At 32.2% G+C, this 16,319-nt stretch carries 19 protein-coding genes; 14 read left to right on the top strand and 5 right to left on the bottom strand.

The window, feature by feature from the left end:
• The first annotated feature begins 41 nt into the window (after positions 1-41).
• From EPK97_RS02850 to thiI, 5 genes are all read left to right on the top strand, one after another.
• Positions 42-542, top strand: a complete 501-nt coding sequence (locus EPK97_RS02850; protein ID WP_162035078.1) for a YpuI family protein — start codon at positions 42-44, stop codon at positions 540-542.
• A 114-nt stretch (positions 543-656) separates the two neighbouring features.
• On the top strand, positions 657-866 hold the full coding sequence (locus tag EPK97_RS02845; protein WP_162035077.1) for a DUF1540 domain-containing protein: 210 nt from the start codon (positions 657-659) through the stop codon (positions 864-866).
• Between the two features lie 27 nt (positions 867-893).
• Entirely contained in the window at positions 894-1,283 is a 390-nt protein-coding gene (locus tag EPK97_RS02840; RefSeq protein ID WP_162035076.1) for a DUF4190 domain-containing protein, read from the top strand.
• 165 nt (positions 1,284-1,448) lie between these two features.
• Positions 1,449-2,597, top strand: coding sequence for a cysteine desulfurase family protein (locus tag EPK97_RS02835; protein WP_162035075.1), 1,149 nt, complete (start codon positions 1,449-1,451; stop codon positions 2,595-2,597).
• A 14-nt stretch (positions 2,598-2,611) separates the two neighbouring features.
• A complete protein-coding gene (gene thiI, locus EPK97_RS02830) occupies positions 2,612-3,814 on the top strand; it encodes a tRNA uracil 4-sulfurtransferase ThiI (RefSeq protein WP_162035074.1) in 1,203 nt (400 codons plus the stop codon).
• Here thiI and EPK97_RS02825 read toward each other — a convergent pair.
• Positions 3,806-4,498, bottom strand: coding sequence for a TerC family protein (locus EPK97_RS02825; protein ID WP_162035073.1), 693 nt, complete (start codon positions 4,496-4,498; stop codon positions 3,806-3,808). The genes thiI and EPK97_RS02825 overlap by 9 nt on opposite strands.
• 282 nt (positions 4,499-4,780) lie before the next feature.
• Between EPK97_RS02825 and EPK97_RS02820 the strand changes: the two genes are divergently transcribed.
• The 6 genes from EPK97_RS02820 to EPK97_RS02795 all read left to right on the top strand — a co-directional run bounded on the left by EPK97_RS02820 (position 4,781) and on the right by EPK97_RS02795 (position 9,322).
• Positions 4,781-5,431, top strand: coding sequence for a YjbE family putative metal transport protein (locus EPK97_RS02820; protein WP_162035072.1), 651 nt, complete (start codon positions 4,781-4,783; stop codon positions 5,429-5,431).
• Positions 5,432-5,670: 239 nt separating this feature from the next.
• Positions 5,671-6,144 (top strand): hypothetical protein, encoded by a 474-nt coding sequence (locus EPK97_RS02815; protein WP_162035071.1) that lies wholly within the window; start codon positions 5,671-5,673, stop codon positions 6,142-6,144.
• Positions 6,145-6,298: 154 nt separating this feature from the next.
• The gene (typA, locus tag EPK97_RS02810; RefSeq protein WP_162035070.1) at positions 6,299-8,140 is read left to right on the top strand and encodes a translational GTPase TypA; all 1,842 of its coding nucleotides are present in this window, start codon (positions 6,299-6,301) and stop codon (positions 8,138-8,140) included.
• A gap of 34 nt (positions 8,141-8,174) precedes the next feature.
• Positions 8,175-8,489 (top strand): YlaH-like family protein, encoded by a 315-nt coding sequence (locus tag EPK97_RS02805; protein ID WP_162035069.1) that lies wholly within the window; start codon positions 8,175-8,177, stop codon positions 8,487-8,489.
• 30 nt (positions 8,490-8,519) lie between these two features.
• Positions 8,520-8,795 carry a hypothetical protein gene (locus EPK97_RS02800; RefSeq protein WP_162035068.1) on the top strand — a complete coding sequence of 92 codons (276 nt, stop codon included), beginning with the start codon at positions 8,520-8,522 and terminating at the stop codon, positions 8,793-8,795.
• A gap of 74 nt (positions 8,796-8,869) precedes the next feature.
• Positions 8,870-9,322, top strand: coding sequence for a pyridoxamine 5'-phosphate oxidase family protein (locus tag EPK97_RS02795; protein WP_162035067.1), 453 nt, complete (start codon positions 8,870-8,872; stop codon positions 9,320-9,322).
• A 165-nt stretch (positions 9,323-9,487) separates the two neighbouring features.
• Here EPK97_RS02795 and EPK97_RS02790 read toward each other — a convergent pair whose 3' ends face one another.
• Positions 9,488-10,030: a YhcN/YlaJ family sporulation lipoprotein gene (locus EPK97_RS02790; RefSeq protein WP_162035066.1), complete on the bottom strand. Its 543-nt coding sequence runs from the start codon at positions 10,028-10,030 to the stop codon at positions 9,488-9,490.
• A gap of 154 nt (positions 10,031-10,184) precedes the next feature.
• Here EPK97_RS02790 and EPK97_RS02785 point away from each other — a divergent pair, with 154 nt between their 5' ends.
• Positions 10,185-11,513, top strand: coding sequence for a PhoH family protein (locus EPK97_RS02785; RefSeq protein WP_162035065.1), 1,329 nt, complete (start codon positions 10,185-10,187; stop codon positions 11,511-11,513).
• Between the two features lie 90 nt (positions 11,514-11,603).
• Positions 11,604-11,894: a hypothetical protein gene (locus EPK97_RS02780; protein ID WP_162035064.1), complete on the top strand. Its 291-nt coding sequence runs from the start codon at positions 11,604-11,606 to the stop codon at positions 11,892-11,894.
• Positions 11,895-11,962: 68 nt separating this feature from the next.
• Here the strand turns inward: EPK97_RS02780 and EPK97_RS02775 are convergent, their stop codons facing one another.
• Positions 11,963-12,442: a hypothetical protein gene (locus EPK97_RS02775; protein WP_162035063.1), complete on the bottom strand. Its 480-nt coding sequence runs from the start codon at positions 12,440-12,442 to the stop codon at positions 11,963-11,965.
• 116 nt (positions 12,443-12,558) lie between these two features.
• Here EPK97_RS02775 and EPK97_RS02770 point away from each other — a divergent pair, with 116 nt between their 5' ends.
• Positions 12,559-13,746: an extracellular solute-binding protein gene (locus EPK97_RS02770; RefSeq protein WP_162035062.1), complete on the top strand. Its 1,188-nt coding sequence runs from the start codon at positions 12,559-12,561 to the stop codon at positions 13,744-13,746.
• A 12-nt stretch (positions 13,747-13,758) separates the two neighbouring features.
• Here the strand turns inward: EPK97_RS02770 and EPK97_RS02765 are convergent, their stop codons facing one another.
• Together EPK97_RS02765 and EPK97_RS02760 are read right to left on the bottom strand one after the other, a co-directional pair.
• Entirely contained in the window at positions 13,759-14,847 is a 1,089-nt protein-coding gene (locus EPK97_RS02765) for a coiled-coil domain-containing protein (RefSeq protein WP_162035061.1), read from the bottom strand.
• Positions 14,848-14,999: 152 nt separating this feature from the next.
• On the bottom strand, positions 15,000-16,283 hold the full coding sequence (locus EPK97_RS02760; protein WP_162035060.1) for a hypothetical protein: 1,284 nt from the start codon (positions 16,281-16,283) through the stop codon (positions 15,000-15,002).
• Positions 16,284-16,319: the final 36 nt, after the last annotated feature.

The following is a 16,319-nucleotide window of genomic DNA, read 5'->3' as shown; positions in this document are numbered from 1 at the left end:
TCATTATAGGATGGTTGTCAGTTTAAGGAGGATCTATTTTTATGACTAAAGACAATGTAAAAAATTTATGTGAAATTACAAAAGGAAAATTAAAGGGAGTCATTGATAAAACAGAAGAATTTTTAAATCATCATTCGCTAACTCAACTAAACATAGACAATGATATTGAAATGGAACAGTTTTATCGAGATATTTTATCTGATGTACGGCATTTGCTTGTGTTTTCAGAAGTTTTTTATGAGAAAATTGGAATCTGCTTACGAAGACCTAATTTTAATTTAGATTTTTCCGAAAAGGTTTTGTTTGATGTATACCATAAGTGTATAGCTTCATTTTTCTACCCTAAGCACGAATGTTATGCAGAAGATGGCAGATATGCATATACAGGTCAAGATGCGATTCGATTTAGAAAAAAACCATCACGTGAAATTAGAGATCTTATTCTAGGGTTATCTAAAACATTTGAGGAATTACGTGATGATCTTGCGTTTTATGAAACAGATTATTTAACAGAGAAAAAATTACAAGGTAAAAGTGTATAAAAAATTAATGATGATGTTGGAGACCATCCTATGGGATGGTTTTTTTGTTATGGGTAAATTTATTAAGTATAGATCATCATCAATACGGAAAAATAAAAATGGGGGTGATCAATAATGCCGCAAGTAAAATGCAGCGTGGCAAATTGTGAATATTGGGCAGCAGGTAATAACTGTAATGCAGATAAAATTAATATTGAAGTAGATGAACATGCAAATATCAATTTTAATGAAGAATTCGCAGGCGAAAATTTTGATTCCAATCATCAGGATAAAGCTTCAAAGGAATCGAATACGTGTTGTCACACGTTTAAAAAGAAGTCTTAACATGTCCCTGTTGAAAGGAGGTCAAACATGGATTCAGAAAACATGAACATCGGAAATAGAAATGAACGAAATCAAATGAACGATAACTTATCTAATGATAATGTTGAACCATTTGATGAGGAATATGCTGAAGAATATGCTCCTTTTAATGTAGCTAATTTCAATAGGGAACGAAATGAGACAATACAATCTGATGTGGAAGAGGCAAGAGATATAGGTGCTAATACTACATTAGGCATAATATCCCTTGTATTTGCACTTGCATCATGGTTTATTTATCCCTTGATTTTAGGTCCTGCTGCTGCTGTATTCGGTTTTGTTGCATGGTATCAGGGGAGCCGTACACTTGGCGGTTGGTCCATTGCATTGGGAGTCATTGCTTTTCTCGCATATATGGTATTACCTTTATACACCTAGGATATACAAAAAACAAACCCTTTTTATTGGGTTTGTTTTTTATATATCTTATGTGTGCATCCAAACTGAGAGCAACTTAAAAGGTTTTACTTCACTTTTGTGGGTGTATTAGTGTAAAATCGTTGAAGGAGTGAAATCATAGTGTTTTAAAGGGGTTTATGAAAAATGTATTATTTTGACCACTCTGCTACAACACCTCCATTTAATGAAGTGACGGATACTGTCCTTGAGGTTATGAAAAATTATTATGGTAATCCATCTTCACTTCATCAATTTGGAATAGATGCAGAACAATTGATGAGAAGAGCTAGACATGTAATCTCAGAGTCGTTAGATGTAAATGGAGAACAGCTTATATTTACTTCTGGAGGGACTGAGAGCAACAACATGGCAATTAAAGGGGTTGCATTTCAATATCAAAACAGAGGGAAACACTTAATTACGACAGAAATTGAACATGCCTCTGTATATGAAAGCTTTAAACAACTTGAACAATTAGGTTATCAAGTAACTTATTTACCTGTGAATCATACAGGTCAAGTTTCAATAGAAGATCTACAGAATGCACTTACAGATGAAACAATCTTAGTGAGTATTATGCATGTAAATAATGAAGTTGGACGAATACAGCCGATTAAAAAAATAGCTAGTTTGTTAAAAAAACATAAACGTATTTTTTTTCATGTTGATGCAATACAAAGTATAGGTAAAATACCTCTATATCCTGAAGAGTGGGGGATTGATCTAATGAGTGTTTCTGCTCATAAGTTAAATGGTCCAAAAGGGGTTGGGGTATTATACTATAGGAAAGGAATTAAATTATTTCCTTTATTGTCAGGTGGTGGACAGGAAGCAGGCTATCGTTCAGGAACTGAAAATGTCCCACTGATTGTTGGTATGGCTAAAGCAATAAGAATTTCAATGGATAAACAGAAAGGTAATCTCGAACATTTGTATCGTTTAAGAAAAAAATTAACAGATTTTATTCTTCAAATTCCTGAACTTAAATTAAATGGATCAGTTGATCCTGAACATATGGCACCTCATATCGTACATTTTTCATTTACTGGTATGAAATCTGAAGTGATCGTCCACGCATTGGAAAAAAAAGGAATTTATGTTTCCACAAGATCTGCATGTGCTTCTGGTGAAAGTAAAGCAAGCCGTGTACTTAAAGCTATGGGAACATCTGAGAATAATGCGAATAGCGGTATACGTATTAGCATGTCTGCTGAACACTCTGTAGAAGATATTGATACGTTGTGTAATCAGTTAAAGCAAGTTGTTCATGATTATAAAGGGTTTACAAAATAGGGGGACACAATAAGATGAAGCCAGATTATATATTACTTCGTTTGGGAGAACTTACACTTAAAGGTAGAAATCGAAGCGTCTTTGAGAATCGAGTTCTAACTCATATTCGTGATTTTTTGAAATCATATCCTAATATTCAAATTATAAAAAACTATGGTAGGGTATATATTCAATTAAATGGTGAGTCATTTGAAGGCATTGCTGAACAATTAAAAAAAATTTTTGGACTTGTATCGTTTAGTCCTGTGAAAAAAGTAGATACAGAACTTGAAGCAATGAGAGAAGTAAGCCTAGAATTAATGAATAACTTGGTACCAAAACCAAATACTTTTAAAGTTAATGTTCGCAGAGCATATAAACATTTTCCTCATGACTCACAAGAGCTTAATCACTTAATTGGAGGATATGTATTACATCATACACCAGGATTAAAAGTAAATGTTCATGAACCAGATGTGATTTTAAAAGTAGAAGTAAGAGAAGAAGGAACATTTATTTATTCGGAGACGATATCAGGATTAGGTGGTTTTCCGCTAGGAAGCAGTGGTAAATCTATGTTAATGTTATCAGGAGGGATTGATAGCCCTGTTGCTGGTTATCTTGCGATGAAACGCGGAATGAAACTAGAGGCAGTCCACTTTCATAGCGCACCTTTTACTAGCGAACGTGCTAAACAAAAGGTAATTGATTTGGCAAAAGAATTAACGAATTACTCTGGAAAAATGAAAGTGCATATCGTACCGTTTACAGAAATACAAACACAGTTTAATGAACATGCTCGTAAGAACTTAATCATTACATTCATGAGAAGAGCGATGCTTCGAATTACTGAAAAATTAGCTGAGAAGAACGGAAATCTAGGCATCATTACTGGAGATAATTTAGGTCAGGTGGCAAGTCAAACGTTATCTAGCTTGAATGTTATTGGACGTGCGACTGGAATGCCAATCTTACGTCCTTTAATTACGATGGATAAAAACGAAATTATTAAAATTGCACAAGATATTAATACATTTGAGACTTCCATACTTCCTTATGAGGATTGCTGTACTATTTTCCTACCTAAAAATCCAGCTACAAACCCAAATCTAGGTTTAGTTGAAAGAATTGAAGACTCGATGGAATGGCTTCCGCAAAGTATTGAAGATGCAGTGGAAAATACGGAAACCATCATCGTTTCTAATCAAGAAGAAGAAAAACTAAGTCATTTATTTTGAGCCTTTTAACTGGGCTCTCTTTTTTTCTTTGCTTACGTTAACTAGCTTACCTATTGCTACTACACCGATAACAATTACAGCAACAAGGGTCCACTTTAAAGAGGCATTGTTTTCAAAAAAGTGTACTAACTTTGGTTCATCTGTAATCATTTTTGCTGCTGTGTAAGCTAAGATGCCGGAACCGAAATAAATGATAACAGGATAACGATCAATGACTTTTATAAACAACGTACTACCCCATACGATAATTGGGACACTAATGATTAATCCCAGGATAACAAGAATAAATTCTCCTTCTGCTGCCCCCGCGACAGCGATAACATTATCAAATCCCATCGATGCATCTGCAACAACAATGGTCCATACTGCTGCCCACAAACTTTTTGCAGCATTCACATCATGATCACCGTCTTCAACCAAAAGTTTATAAGCGATCCATATTAACAGCAGCCCTCCAGCGAGTAACAGCCATGGAACCTTTAGTAACCACACAACAAATACCGTTGCAACAATACGTATACCTACAGCACCTATCGTTCCTAAAATGACTACTTTTTTCTGTTGGTTTTGTGGTAAGTTTCTTGCAGCTAAACCAATCACTATTGCGTTGTCACCAGCTAAAACTAAATCAATAAAAATAATGGTGATTAGTGCAGACAAAAATTCAAGTGTAAAAAAATCCATTCCGTGTACGCTCCTTCAGTTTTATTCATCGTAAGAGTCAAACAAAAAGACCCTTACCATGGTATTGGTAAAGGTCTTGCTAACAACGTATTGTTGCCAACAAAGCCGGGGAAAATTTTTCCCGAATTGACGACTTTGTTGTGACAGCTACTCCCCTAAACTCATTACAACCATTATAAATGAATGTTAATTTATTCGTCAAGAAAATCAAAGGACAACTTTAATACATGAATCTCTTTTTATTGAATAAACATGTACAAACTGTAGTAGGTGGTGTAATGAGTGGTAGAAAATATATTCATTATGGTAGAAATCATTGTTATTAATATTGTACTAAGTGGAGATAATGCAATTGTCATTGCATTAGCAAGTAAAAACCTTCCACAACAACAGCAAAAAAAAGCAGTGTGGTGGGGGGCCTTGGGTGCAGTTTTTCTTAGATTAGCTTTAACTGTAGGTGCAGTTTTTCTTCTGGATATCCCATATATTCAGGCTATTGGATCAGGACTCTTGTTGTACATTGCTATCGCTCTTCTGATCAATGACAGTGACCATTCTGTCAAGGAGGTTTTTTCACTTGGAGCAGCGATTTGGACCATCGTCGTTGCAGATTTCGTGATGAGTTTAGATAATGTGTTAGCGATAGCTGCAATAGCACAAGATGATTATATTTTATTGTTTTTGGGAATTGGTATGAGTATTCCATTGATCGTTTGGGGTAGCACTTTTTTTATGAAATTGCTTGAGAAATATACTTTTTTAGTTTATATTGGTGCGGGTATTTTAGGGTACACTGCTGGTGAAATGTTATTAAATGATCAAAAAGCGATTGAACTGCTTAGAGATACTCACCATTCATTGCATTGGTTTATCCCAGCTTTTTGTACGGCGGTTGTATTATTAGCAGGATTATTCTTTTCTAAGAAGACATAGAAAACATTTTCTTATTAACAACCTTCTAACTCACTTTACTAGTGAATTAGAAGGTTGTTCGATTATTGAAATAGCTGTCGTATATATATTTAGAGAGGGGTTTAATGCAACTTTTACCAATGGTAAGGGTATATAATTAGTGTTGAATGATGTATTGTGACATATAATTCAACCTTTTATTGATTATTAGCAGCTAAAAATAGAAGGAAAAATAATTTGGAGGGAGGAATTATATAATAATGGAAAGGAATCGAGCAACAATAGGTTTACTCATTATAGCAATAGGAATCGTATTAATTTTATTCAAATTAGATACTTTTGATTTTGTTTTTGATTTCTCATGGCCGTTTATATTTATCTTCGTGTCCATCGTATTTCATGTATTATTTTTCATAAGAATCTTTCCAACCGGTGTTCTAATTCCAGGTGGTATTCTTGGTACATACGGTTTGTTGTTTTTATTTCTGAATTTCACGGATTGGCATTATTTGCAGTATTTATGGCCGATCTTTGTTTTTGGTGTTGCGGTTGGTTTATTTGAATTTTATTTCTTTAACAGACAAAATCCAAAAGATGTACTTACAGCGGGGATTGTTTTAACAATCATTTCAATTGTGTTCATGTCATTTTCACTATTGTATTCGATTGGTATTTACTTTATAGCAGGTATTTTAATTCTCTTTGGAATATGGTTGATTTTTGGCAGAAGATGATTTTAAAAACATTGCTTTTTATTGTTTCACATAATATAATGTATTTAGCTTAAAGCGTCGGAGTATGTCCGACGCTTATTTTATGAAAAAAATAAACAATTTTTATGTTGAACTCATACAGATTGTTATTATACAGTGGAGGGAAAAAACAAACATGTTTAACAGAGAAATGATCAGAAATATTGCAATTATTGCTCACGTTGATCACGGGAAAACGACATTAGTGGATAAATTATTACAACAGTCAGGTGTATTTCGTGATAACGAAGCAATTCAGGATAGAATGATGGATTCTAATGACTTGGAAAGAGAACGTGGAATTACAATTCTTGCAAAAAATACAGCAATTGAATATAAAGATTATTTAATCAACATCGTAGATACACCAGGTCACTCTGACTTTGGTGGTGAAGTAGAACGAATTATGAAAATGGTTGATGGTGTATTATTAGTTGTAGATGCTTTTGAAGGATGTATGCCGCAGACTAAATTTGTACTCAAAAAAGCTTTGGAACAAAACTTAACACCTATCGTCGTTTTAAATAAAATTGACCGTCCTAATGCTCGTCCTGCAGAAGTGATTGACGAAGTTTTAGAGTTGTTTATTGAGTTAGAAGCATCAGATGAACAGTTAGATTTTCCTGTTGTTTATGCTTCAGCATTACAAGGAACCTCAAGCTTAGATGCAGATAAACAAGAAGACAATATGTTCTCCATGTTTGAAACGATTACAGAACATATTCCATCTCCTAAAGAAAGTGTAAAAGAACCATTACAATTTCTAGTTACTTTGATGGATTATAATGAATATTTAGGTAGAATTGGTGTTGGGCGTGTAAATCGTGGTAAGATTTCACAAGGTCAGGTTGTGACCGTCATCAATAGAGAAGGAAAACACAAACAAGCACGTATTGAAAAATTGTTTGGTTTTCAAGGATTAAAAAGAGTTGAAATCCAAGAAGCTGGAGCAGGCGATATTATTGCTATCGCAGGTATTAAAGATATCAACATTGGTGAAACAATTGCAGACCCTACTAATCCTGAAGCCCTTCCTGTGCTTAAAATTGATGAACCAACACTTCAAATGACATTTTTAGTTAATAACAGTCCTTTTGCAGGTAAAGAAGGAAAATATGTTACGTCAAGTAAACTTCGTGAACGACTGTATAAAGAAATTGAAACTGATGTTAGTTTAAAAGTAGAAGATACAGATAGTCCAGATGCTTTCATTGTATCAGGAAGAGGAGAACTTCACTTAGGAATTCTGATTGAAAATATGCGTAGAGAAGGTTTTGAACTGCAGGTTTCTAAACCTGAAGTCATCATTAAAGAAATTGATGGTGTAAAATGTGAACCAATGGAACATCTTTTAATTGACGTACCAGAGGAAAGCATGGGTGCTGTAATGGAAAGTTTGGGAACACGTAAAGCAGAAATGCAGAATATGATCAACAATGGAAATGGTCAAGTAAGACTTGAATTTATGATTCCAGCAAGAGGGTTAATTGGATATGGAACAGAATTTTTAACTATGACTCGTGGATATGGAATAATGAATCACTCCTTTGAACGTTATGCACCATATGCTGGTCAAGGTGTTGGTGGGAGACAAAAAGGTGTACTGGTATCTACAGAAACCGGAATAAGTAAATTATATGGTATCTTGAATGTAGAGGATCGTGGAACGTTATTCTTAAAACCTGGTACAGAAATATATGAAGGTATGATTGTTGGAGAACATACAAGAGATAATGATATTGTTGTGAATATTTGTAAAGAAAAAGCACTAAATAATATTCGAACTGCGAATAAAGAAGAAACAGTAAAAATGAAAACTCCTCGTATTTTTTCATTAGAGGAAGCATTAGAATATTTGAATGAAGATGAATATTGTGAAATCACACCAGAATCTATCCGTTTACGCAAAAAGATCTTAAATAAAAGTGAACGTGAACGCAGTGAAAAAAATCGTAAATTAGCAAAAGCTAATGCTTAATGTTTAATGATTGATATAGTAAGGAGGGGTTTAGATGTTTTTATTAACAGCTGAACCAGTAGATATTCAACCTATTGATTGGGGTGCATTTATCCAAGATCATTGGTATAAATATATTATCATTTTTATTTGCCTTATTTATGTGTTTAACAAGGTGTTTAGAGTGAAAAAGTTACCAATATTAAAAGACTTGGTTATTTATTCAATCATTGCACTGTTTTCATTTATTTTATTAATATTTGAAATTGATGTTGATTTACCTATAATTTTTAGTTTAATGATTGCAGTTGCACTCATGTTCACAGTTCGCATCCGTTATTTTTTCGAAGATCGTAAAAAGAAAAATTAAATGTTATATAAAGATGGGAATATATAAATTATGAATTTACAAGATGCTTTTTTTAACTGGTTACAAATGAAAGTAGTTTATAATGCACGTCCAAACGACAACTCTGCATTAAAAACATTAGAATTTTTTGAAACCATCCTTTTAGAAGATCACCATCTGACAAATATTGATATGTGTTTGTCAGATGATGATTTGATGTATCAAATCACATATACTCAACAAGGTGAAGTTAAAACGAAAAAGTTCGATCGAGAAATTGTGGATAAACTTTTAGACGAAATTAATTCAAACCCCAAATATAACTAGTTAAAGTGGTTCGATGAAAAATCCTATGTTATAATTTACCTGAGATGTGGATACATAAATAGGAGGGTTGAATAGTGACAGATATTTTGACCGAGTTAAATGAAACGATATTTTCTCAACTCCAAAAAGAAAAATTAGTTTTGTTGCATACGATGGATGATGAGTCAGGTTCACCAACAAGTAGTGTTATTTCTTGGATTTACGCAGTGGATTCAATAACAGTTAGATTTGCCGTTGATCAACGCTCTAGAATTGTTAATAACCTAAAAAATAATAAGCTTGTGTCTTTAACAACTTTCGCTTCAGCAACGGTATATGAAATTGCTGGATCAGCTGAGCTTTTAACTGAAGCAATGGAAGAAGTGCCATTCAAATTAGCTTGTATAGAGATAAAAATAAAAAGTGTAAGAGATGTGATGTTTTACGGAGCGCGCATTTCTACAGAACCTGAATATGAAAAAACCTACGACAAAAGGGCAGCAGAGAAGCTGGATAATCAGGTTTTTGAAGCAATTAAAAAGTGCTGAGTAAACGGAGATTGGGATCTAACCAATCTCCGTTTTTATTACGTAAAGGTAACAAGTATATTCTACAAGAATATGCTACAAAGCATTTCTTCACTTTTTGCAGGATATTTCAGTATTATTAAGTGAACTTACTACATATATGTCTAATATTAGGTTGATCATCTTTTATTGATGGGTGTTAAGTTGATTTTTATCTGCTTCATTTTTTGGCTTGTTTATTTGCTTATTTTGCTGGTTTTGTATTGCATTCTGTGGAAACTGTGGAATGACTCGACCTACAATATCAGCTAATTCTTCAGCGAAACCAGAAATTGGTTTACCTTTCATGATATCGTTTCTGATTTCTTTAATTCGTACATTTAAATCCATGTCAGCTGTAATTACTGCATTTGCACCGTAAGGATCTTTACTTAAAGCTTCTGCAACAGAATATTTTACACTTCCAACTTTTGACCTTTCTAAAGTTCCATCAATATCGATACCTACTAGTGCTGTATTTCCAATTACTACAATATTTGCTGCATTCACTTCTGGTATAGAAAGGGTTAGTGTTTCTAACCTTTTTGTCACCTCTGCTTGATTCATATTTTTATTTTCTGATGAAGTTTGAAGTTCTTTGACAGTTTGTTTATCAGTGTAATTTTCAGATTGTTGATTACATCCGAAGAGTATACACAACAAACTCATAAATAAAATTAACATTCTCATTGCTTTTCTCCCCTTCAGTTAATTTCCATTTTACTTGTAATGCGACCTTAGCAAGTAAAAGAAATTTTAAATGCGTGTATTTTATTTTAGTTTGTCCTCTAGATTGTTATCTATGTATTTCCTACTTTGAACTCATTTAGCGGAGGAGATTTTAATGAAAAAGATATATGTGTTAGATACGAATGTTCTTTTACATGATCCGAACGCACTTTTTAGCTTTTTAGAACATGATGTAATTGTTCCGGCTATCGTATTGGAGGAAATCGATTCAAAGAAAAGAAATGCTGATGAAATTGGAAGGAATGCAAGATATGTATCGAGATTATTAGATGGATTTCGAGAAAAAGGGAAACTTCAAGAAGGAATTTCGTTGGAAAATGGTGGTCGACTAAAAGTTGAACTTAATCATCTTAGTTTTTTAAAAATGAAAAATATATTTGCAGAAATTACTAATGATAATCGTATATTGGCTGTAGCATTAAATTACAAATTAGAGGAGGAAGAAAAATCACACCCTAAATCTGTAGTATTAGTCAGCAAAGATACTCTTGTAAGAATAAAAGCAGATGTTTTGGGAATAAAAGCAGAGGATTATCTATCTGATCGAGTTGAAAAAACAACCGATTATACTGGGTATAATACGTTGAATATACATCCTTCAATTATTGATGAGTTTTATACTTTCAGAAATATAACGATTGATCATTTAAAATTCAAACATAACTTAAATCCACATGAATTTGTTATTTTGAAAGATGAGTTAGGAACTTCGAAATCAGCTCTTTTAAAAGTGGATGAGCAAATCAAAAAGTTGGATGCTTTATATTTGAGTAATGATCCGATTTGGGGGATTGCTGCAAGAAACGTACAACAAAGAATGGTTCTAGAGTTATTATTAAACGATGATATCCCGCTAGTAACGATTACTGGAAGAGCGGGTACTGGTAAAACTTTACTGGCGCTTGCTTCTGGTTTATTGAAAGTAGAGGATGAAAATAAATATAAAAAATTGCTTATTGCAAGACCTGTCGTACCTATGGGTAAGGATTTAGGATATCTCCCGGGTGAAAAAGAAGAAAAATTACGACCTTGGATGCAACCTATATATGATAATCTTGAATTTCTATTTAATACAAAAAAATCAGGTGATTTAGATAAAATATTAGCTGGATTAGGTAGTATTCAAGTTGAGGCATTAACCTATATAAGAGGACGTTCTATTCCGAATCAGTTTATCATTATAGATGAAGCTCAAAATTTATCCAAACACGAAGTGAAGACCATTTTATCACGTGTAGGTGAAGGTAGTAAAATTGTTCTTATGGGTGATCCTGAACAGATTGATCATCCATATTTAGATGCTTCTAGTAATGGTTTAACACATGTAGTTGAAAGATTTAAAAATGAAATGGTTAGTGGTCATATTACCCTAAAAAAAGGGGAAAGGTCTCATTTGGCTCAGCTAGCAACAGATTTATTATGATTTCTTACAATTTTTCGATTAAGTTTGATTCCAAGATTGCTCTAACTTCATATGATATTGAAATAATGAAATTTTGGGGCGGTATATGATATGAGTTTCAAAACTATGGAGAGAATGAAAAGAGTAACTTTGAAACATTTGGAGGATATTCAGAAGAATCTGAATAGAACCAGACATCAGCAAGATAAGTCAAGATCTAATTACGATATGGATTTAATGATAAAGCAAGTTTTATATCAACGAAAATCTCCCATTAAAAATACGATAGATCAATTTGAAAAAAGAATTTCAAAAGCAAATGATATTTCAAGTGTTGAGCAATTGGTTCATATGAAAAAAGAACTAAAGAAATTATTAATCTCCTTAGAGGAAAAGATGTAACAGATTTTAGATCTCTAACGAATAATTAGTTTCAGCAAGGGAGAGTATTATCCCTTGCTGAAACTAAGTTAGATAAATTTAATTTCACAATGATATGCTTTAGATATCCCTTCCACTAATTCCTCTAGATGTTTTTCTACTGCATAGTATGTGACCATATCTAAGCTATACTCAGCTAACTTATGCTCTTCAATTTGATGAATGGCTTGACTAGTGTTTGATTCTTGAACTTGAGTAAAATAAAATATACTCGTGAGATTCTCATATAAATAAGTATTTCCAAACTTACTCGTAAATCCAAAATCTGAAAAATAGGTTGTTAGTTTGGCATCCTCTGGCAATAGGAAAAGAGTACATGTTTCGAAGTTAATTTTAAAATGATTCATTACTTCTATAACAGACTCTAACTCATTTTTTGAGTTAACTATAAGAACTTCTTTATCTCTGTCAAATAAATTTGTTTTATTTGCTAATGATTTGACTACTTGAGCGTAATAACCTGGTATTTTACCCTCAGGTAAATCCATTATAACTGCATGTTTAATCATAACTATTCTCCTTATGTTTGATATCACTTTTTCTATTATCCAATAAAACCTAATTTAACTCAATGTACATTTTTGTTATTATAGAAGTAAGTATGATTACTATAGGGGAGAAACCGATGTTAAATAAAAAGGGTTTATTTATGTTTTTTGGGATTATATTAATTTCCTTTAGTATAGTTACTTTCATTGGAGGTACTGAGCCTAATATAACAATTAATGAGAAAGAAACAAATGAGGAGGAAAGACCTTTTTACAATCAGAGAGAATTTCAATCAGCCAACATTTTGGAGATTTCAGTTTCACTTGATGAAAATCAGTTACAATTATTAAAAGAATTTAATAATAAATATGAAAAGACTCACTCAGGGGTATATATACGTTTGAATTCATATCATAAAGAGCAAGCTTACGATGAGTTTATACAAGCATCACAAATTGGATCTGCTTCAGATATTTTTCTAGTGGAAAATGAATGGATCAATGAGTTTGCAGCGAGTGGATATTTGATACAATTGGATGAAATTATTAATAGTATGGATATTGAAGTTCATAACTTGTTACATTCTCAAACGAAATGGAATGGTTTTGACTGGGCAGTTCCAATCGATTCAGATATGTATGTTTGGGTTTGGAACCCAGATCAATTGAAAGAAACTAATGTATTCATTCAACCAAATACAATAGAAAACTTAATTGAAATCATGGCTCTTCATCCAGAAAAAGTATATGTAGATCAAAAAGATCCTTATAGTATGCTTCAAATCATTTCTATGTTAAATTCTATAATAAATGATGGATCATTTGTTCAAAGTAATGCTTCGGAGATACAATGGGATATTGTAACTAGATTTGCAGTTGCTGAAAACACGTGGGAATTACTAAATAATGGAGAAATATTGTTGAAGTTAACGACATTAAAAGACTATTATAATCATCAGGACGAAAATTACGAATATACACCCATATATTTAGAATCTGAATCTGTGAATTCATCTCCAATAGGAGGAGTAATCAAAGGGAGCAGCTTTGTAGTTTCATCAAATACGAATGTACAAAAAGAAGCCTTTGAATGGCTTCAAACGCTTCTTGTAGATCCATATTATTCAAAGATTTTTGATAATAAACGGGTAGATGACATTCAGCTTGATGATATGAAAGCTTTAAAACCTAATCCAAATCTACCAGATCAGTTAAATCGATTTATACAAGATCTAAACCAATTGTATAGTGTGAATCAGAGTAGCTTTTTAGAACAATATTCAACCCTTTGGACTTCACAATGGATGGGTTATGATCAAAACTAAATAAATCAACAATTAATTTAGTAATTTTAAAAATATTTTCAGATTACCTTCACTCAAATCTATTTCTTTTGCCTCAACAAAAGGGGCTATTTTTTTTGGATAAAAAGCTAAGTCAAACTCCTCTTCCAATGCTCTAATCGTTGTGTCTGGCAGTAAGAAATCGTTATATTGTAACTCATTAACTTGAAACTGAATGATGTTTTCGGGCTCAAACACAATCTGATACATACCAGATAATTTGATATTTATTTGTTCATTCGTTCCGTAGGCAACAATTTCATCTTTTTGAAATTCAAATTGAAAAGGTTCAAACAAAGGATCTTGTTTCCTTAGGAATTCATTGAGTTCATCGTCTGTAATTTGAAAAACAAATTGGAGTCCTTCTAATTGAAGATGTTGTTTATTGTCAGTAAGGATATCGGGTAAATTTTGCATTGCATCTGCTAGAGCTTGAAAGTATGTTTTAAATAAAGGTAAACCTTTACTTTCCCAAGCCATCGTTAGTTGATCAATTTGCTCTAAAATGCTTTCTCCATCCTCTAGTTGTTCTATTTCATCATCTAGTTCATGTTGCAAAGAGATTAAACGTTCTTTTTCAAAAACAAGTGCTTTTTTAATATGAACTAGTTCTGTCTGAGTGTTTAATAATTCATGATACAGAATTTGAAGTTCATCATAATCATTCTGGAAATCAGATAAGATTTTTTGATCTCTTGATACAATAGCTTGCATAAATTCCAGTACAGATAGAACTTCCGATATAGATTCACTTGAAAATAAAAGATGAATAAGATCATCTCGTTCTTTTGTATAGTATTTTTTTAATACTTCTCCTGATTTTTTTCTGCTTTTTTCTACCAATTTATGTTGTGTTAGGATATTAGCTTCTGTAACTGAAATGGCTTTTTCAACTTCTTTTTCTTTTATGTTTAGCCTTTCTAATTCCTGGTCTATTTCAAAGATAGTTAGTCCTTTTTCTAGCAATTTTATTGTTTCATCTAAGGAGAGATCATCTGTTTGCAAAGCATAAGATAGATTTGAATAGTAAAAAGATAAAAAGATGCATAAATAAAAGATTAGTATTTTTTTAAAAAACTGCATAAAGATTCTCCTCCATATCTATCCTACATAGTATATCATTTATATGACAATTTTGACGATAAGATGATTATAAGCAAGAAAATACCCATTTAGATTGAACAAAAGATGATACTTTGATCAATCCGAATGGGTATGTTAAAAACGTAAATCTATTATTTGATTTTTTGAATTTTCCATTCTGATTCTACTTTACTTATTGTAAATGTGAAACCACTCATGAAAGGTTTTTGATCTGGGTTTGCTTCATCAACGGATTCGTATAATACACCAACATTAAAAGATTTTCCTGATTTATTTTTAAACTGCAGATCTTCAACTTGTAAAAATCGATATAAATTGTTTTGTATAAGCTCCCAGCCCACTTCAGCATTTTTTTCAGAAGAAAATGTAGAGAAGAACTGGTCTTTATTTTTTTCGATCATGGATTCTAAATTTTTGTTTATAAGATTAAGAATTTCTTGCTCTGTCGATTGATCAGAATATTGAGTTACGGGAATGAAGATTCCAGGTTCAAATGTAAACTCTGGCAAACTTCCTAACTCTTCTAAATATGTAAAAAAGTCAAATAGTGACAATGTTTGTTCTGGTGTTTTGACTAGTGAATTAGAGTTTTGATTGCTAATGATTTGATGATGAATAGTTAGTGCTTGATCCATCAAACTCAACTTTAAATCTTGGTCCGTAATCTCTCCGTTTGCATTCATTACAAAAGTGATTAAATTAGACTGAGCTTCCGCTGTCTCTGTATTTTCTGTAGTAAGATAAGAATTTAAAGATCGATCCATATTTGAACGTAGATCATCTGGGATGATCTCCTTCATTTCATTTAATAAAAAATCTTTAACAACTAACACTAAATCTTGTTGAGATATTTCTATTTCAATGATTTTTTGTTCCTGAAGCTCTTCATTTGTTTCAGTAGTTTTGTCCTGAAACTTTTGCGCATCTGTTTTACTTATTAATTCTAACAAAAATTGCGTATATAACGACTCAAAATTAAGGTCTGCATTCGCTAATAATTCATTTTTCTCTGCTTCAAAATATTCATCTTCAGGATTAATGACTGGTATATTAAAAAATAATTTGTCATTTGTAATAATAATAGGTACATTTAAAGAAGTTTGATTTGATTCAAATAAAGTGTTTATTTCTATTGAATCATCAACGATGTTGCCATCCCAACTTAGTTGTCCATTTTCTGAAAAAGTTTGTATTATAGTGTAAAATGGATTGGATTCATTTGAAGGTAATTGTAAATGCAGCTTTGCGCTACCGCTAAATGCAATATCTGATAAATTGCTCTCCTTCATTAAGGAGGTTTCTACTTGTTCTTTTAATGCGTCTTTTTGTGAGGTACAGCCCGTAATGAATAAAAAGAATAAAATAAAAGTGCTAAGAAATGTTAAAAATAAAATCTTTTGACTGGTTTTTTTCATAATTTTGTTTCTCCTTCTTTATGTAATGAATCCATG

This window comes from Chengkuizengella sediminis (assembly GCF_010078385.1).
Classification (GTDB): Bacteria; Bacillota; Bacilli; order Paenibacillales; family KCTC-33759; genus Chengkuizengella; species Chengkuizengella sediminis.
Note: the sequence above shows the minus strand (reverse complement) of the source record. Positions and strands in the feature narration are given on the sequence as shown.

Excerpts from the sequence above, each read along its gene's own strand:
- EPK97_RS02780 (WP_162035064.1), top strand. The coding sequence starts at position 11,604 with ATGAGTTTCAAAACTATGGAGAGAATGAAAAGAGTAACTTTGAAACAT.
- EPK97_RS02825 (WP_162035073.1), bottom strand. The coding sequence starts at position 4,498 with ATGGATTTTTTTACACTTGAATTTTTGTCTGCACTAATCACCATTATT.
- EPK97_RS02815 (WP_162035071.1), top strand. The coding sequence starts at position 5,671 with ATGGAAAGGAATCGAGCAACAATAGGTTTACTCATTATAGCAATAGGA.
- EPK97_RS02765 (WP_162035061.1), bottom strand. The coding sequence starts at position 14,847 with ATGCAGTTTTTTAAAAAAATACTAATCTTTTATTTATGCATCTTTTTA.
- EPK97_RS02790 (WP_162035066.1), bottom strand. The coding sequence starts at position 10,030 with ATGAGAATGTTAATTTTATTTATGAGTTTGTTGTGTATACTCTTCGGA.
- thiI (WP_162035074.1), top strand. The coding sequence starts at position 2,612 with ATGAAGCCAGATTATATATTACTTCGTTTGGGAGAACTTACACTTAAA.
- EPK97_RS02845 (WP_162035077.1), top strand. The coding sequence starts at position 657 with ATGCCGCAAGTAAAATGCAGCGTGGCAAATTGTGAATATTGGGCAGCA.
- EPK97_RS02775 (WP_162035063.1), bottom strand. The coding sequence starts at position 12,442 with ATGATTAAACATGCAGTTATAATGGATTTACCTGAGGGTAAAATACCA.
- typA (WP_162035070.1), top strand. The coding sequence starts at position 6,299 with ATGTTTAACAGAGAAATGATCAGAAATATTGCAATTATTGCTCACGTT.
- EPK97_RS02770 (WP_162035062.1), top strand. The coding sequence starts at position 12,559 with ATGTTAAATAAAAAGGGTTTATTTATGTTTTTTGGGATTATATTAATT.
- EPK97_RS02800 (WP_162035068.1), top strand. The coding sequence starts at position 8,520 with ATGAATTTACAAGATGCTTTTTTTAACTGGTTACAAATGAAAGTAGTT.
- EPK97_RS02835 (WP_162035075.1), top strand. The coding sequence starts at position 1,449 with ATGTATTATTTTGACCACTCTGCTACAACACCTCCATTTAATGAAGTG.
- EPK97_RS02805 (WP_162035069.1), top strand. The coding sequence starts at position 8,175 with ATGTTTTTATTAACAGCTGAACCAGTAGATATTCAACCTATTGATTGG.
- EPK97_RS02850 (WP_162035078.1), top strand. The coding sequence starts at position 42 with ATGACTAAAGACAATGTAAAAAATTTATGTGAAATTACAAAAGGAAAA.
- EPK97_RS02760 (WP_162035060.1), bottom strand. The coding sequence starts at position 16,283 with ATGAAAAAAACCAGTCAAAAGATTTTATTTTTAACATTTCTTAGCACT.
- EPK97_RS02785 (WP_162035065.1), top strand. The coding sequence starts at position 10,185 with ATGAAAAAGATATATGTGTTAGATACGAATGTTCTTTTACATGATCCG.
- EPK97_RS02840 (WP_162035076.1), top strand. The coding sequence starts at position 894 with ATGGATTCAGAAAACATGAACATCGGAAATAGAAATGAACGAAATCAA.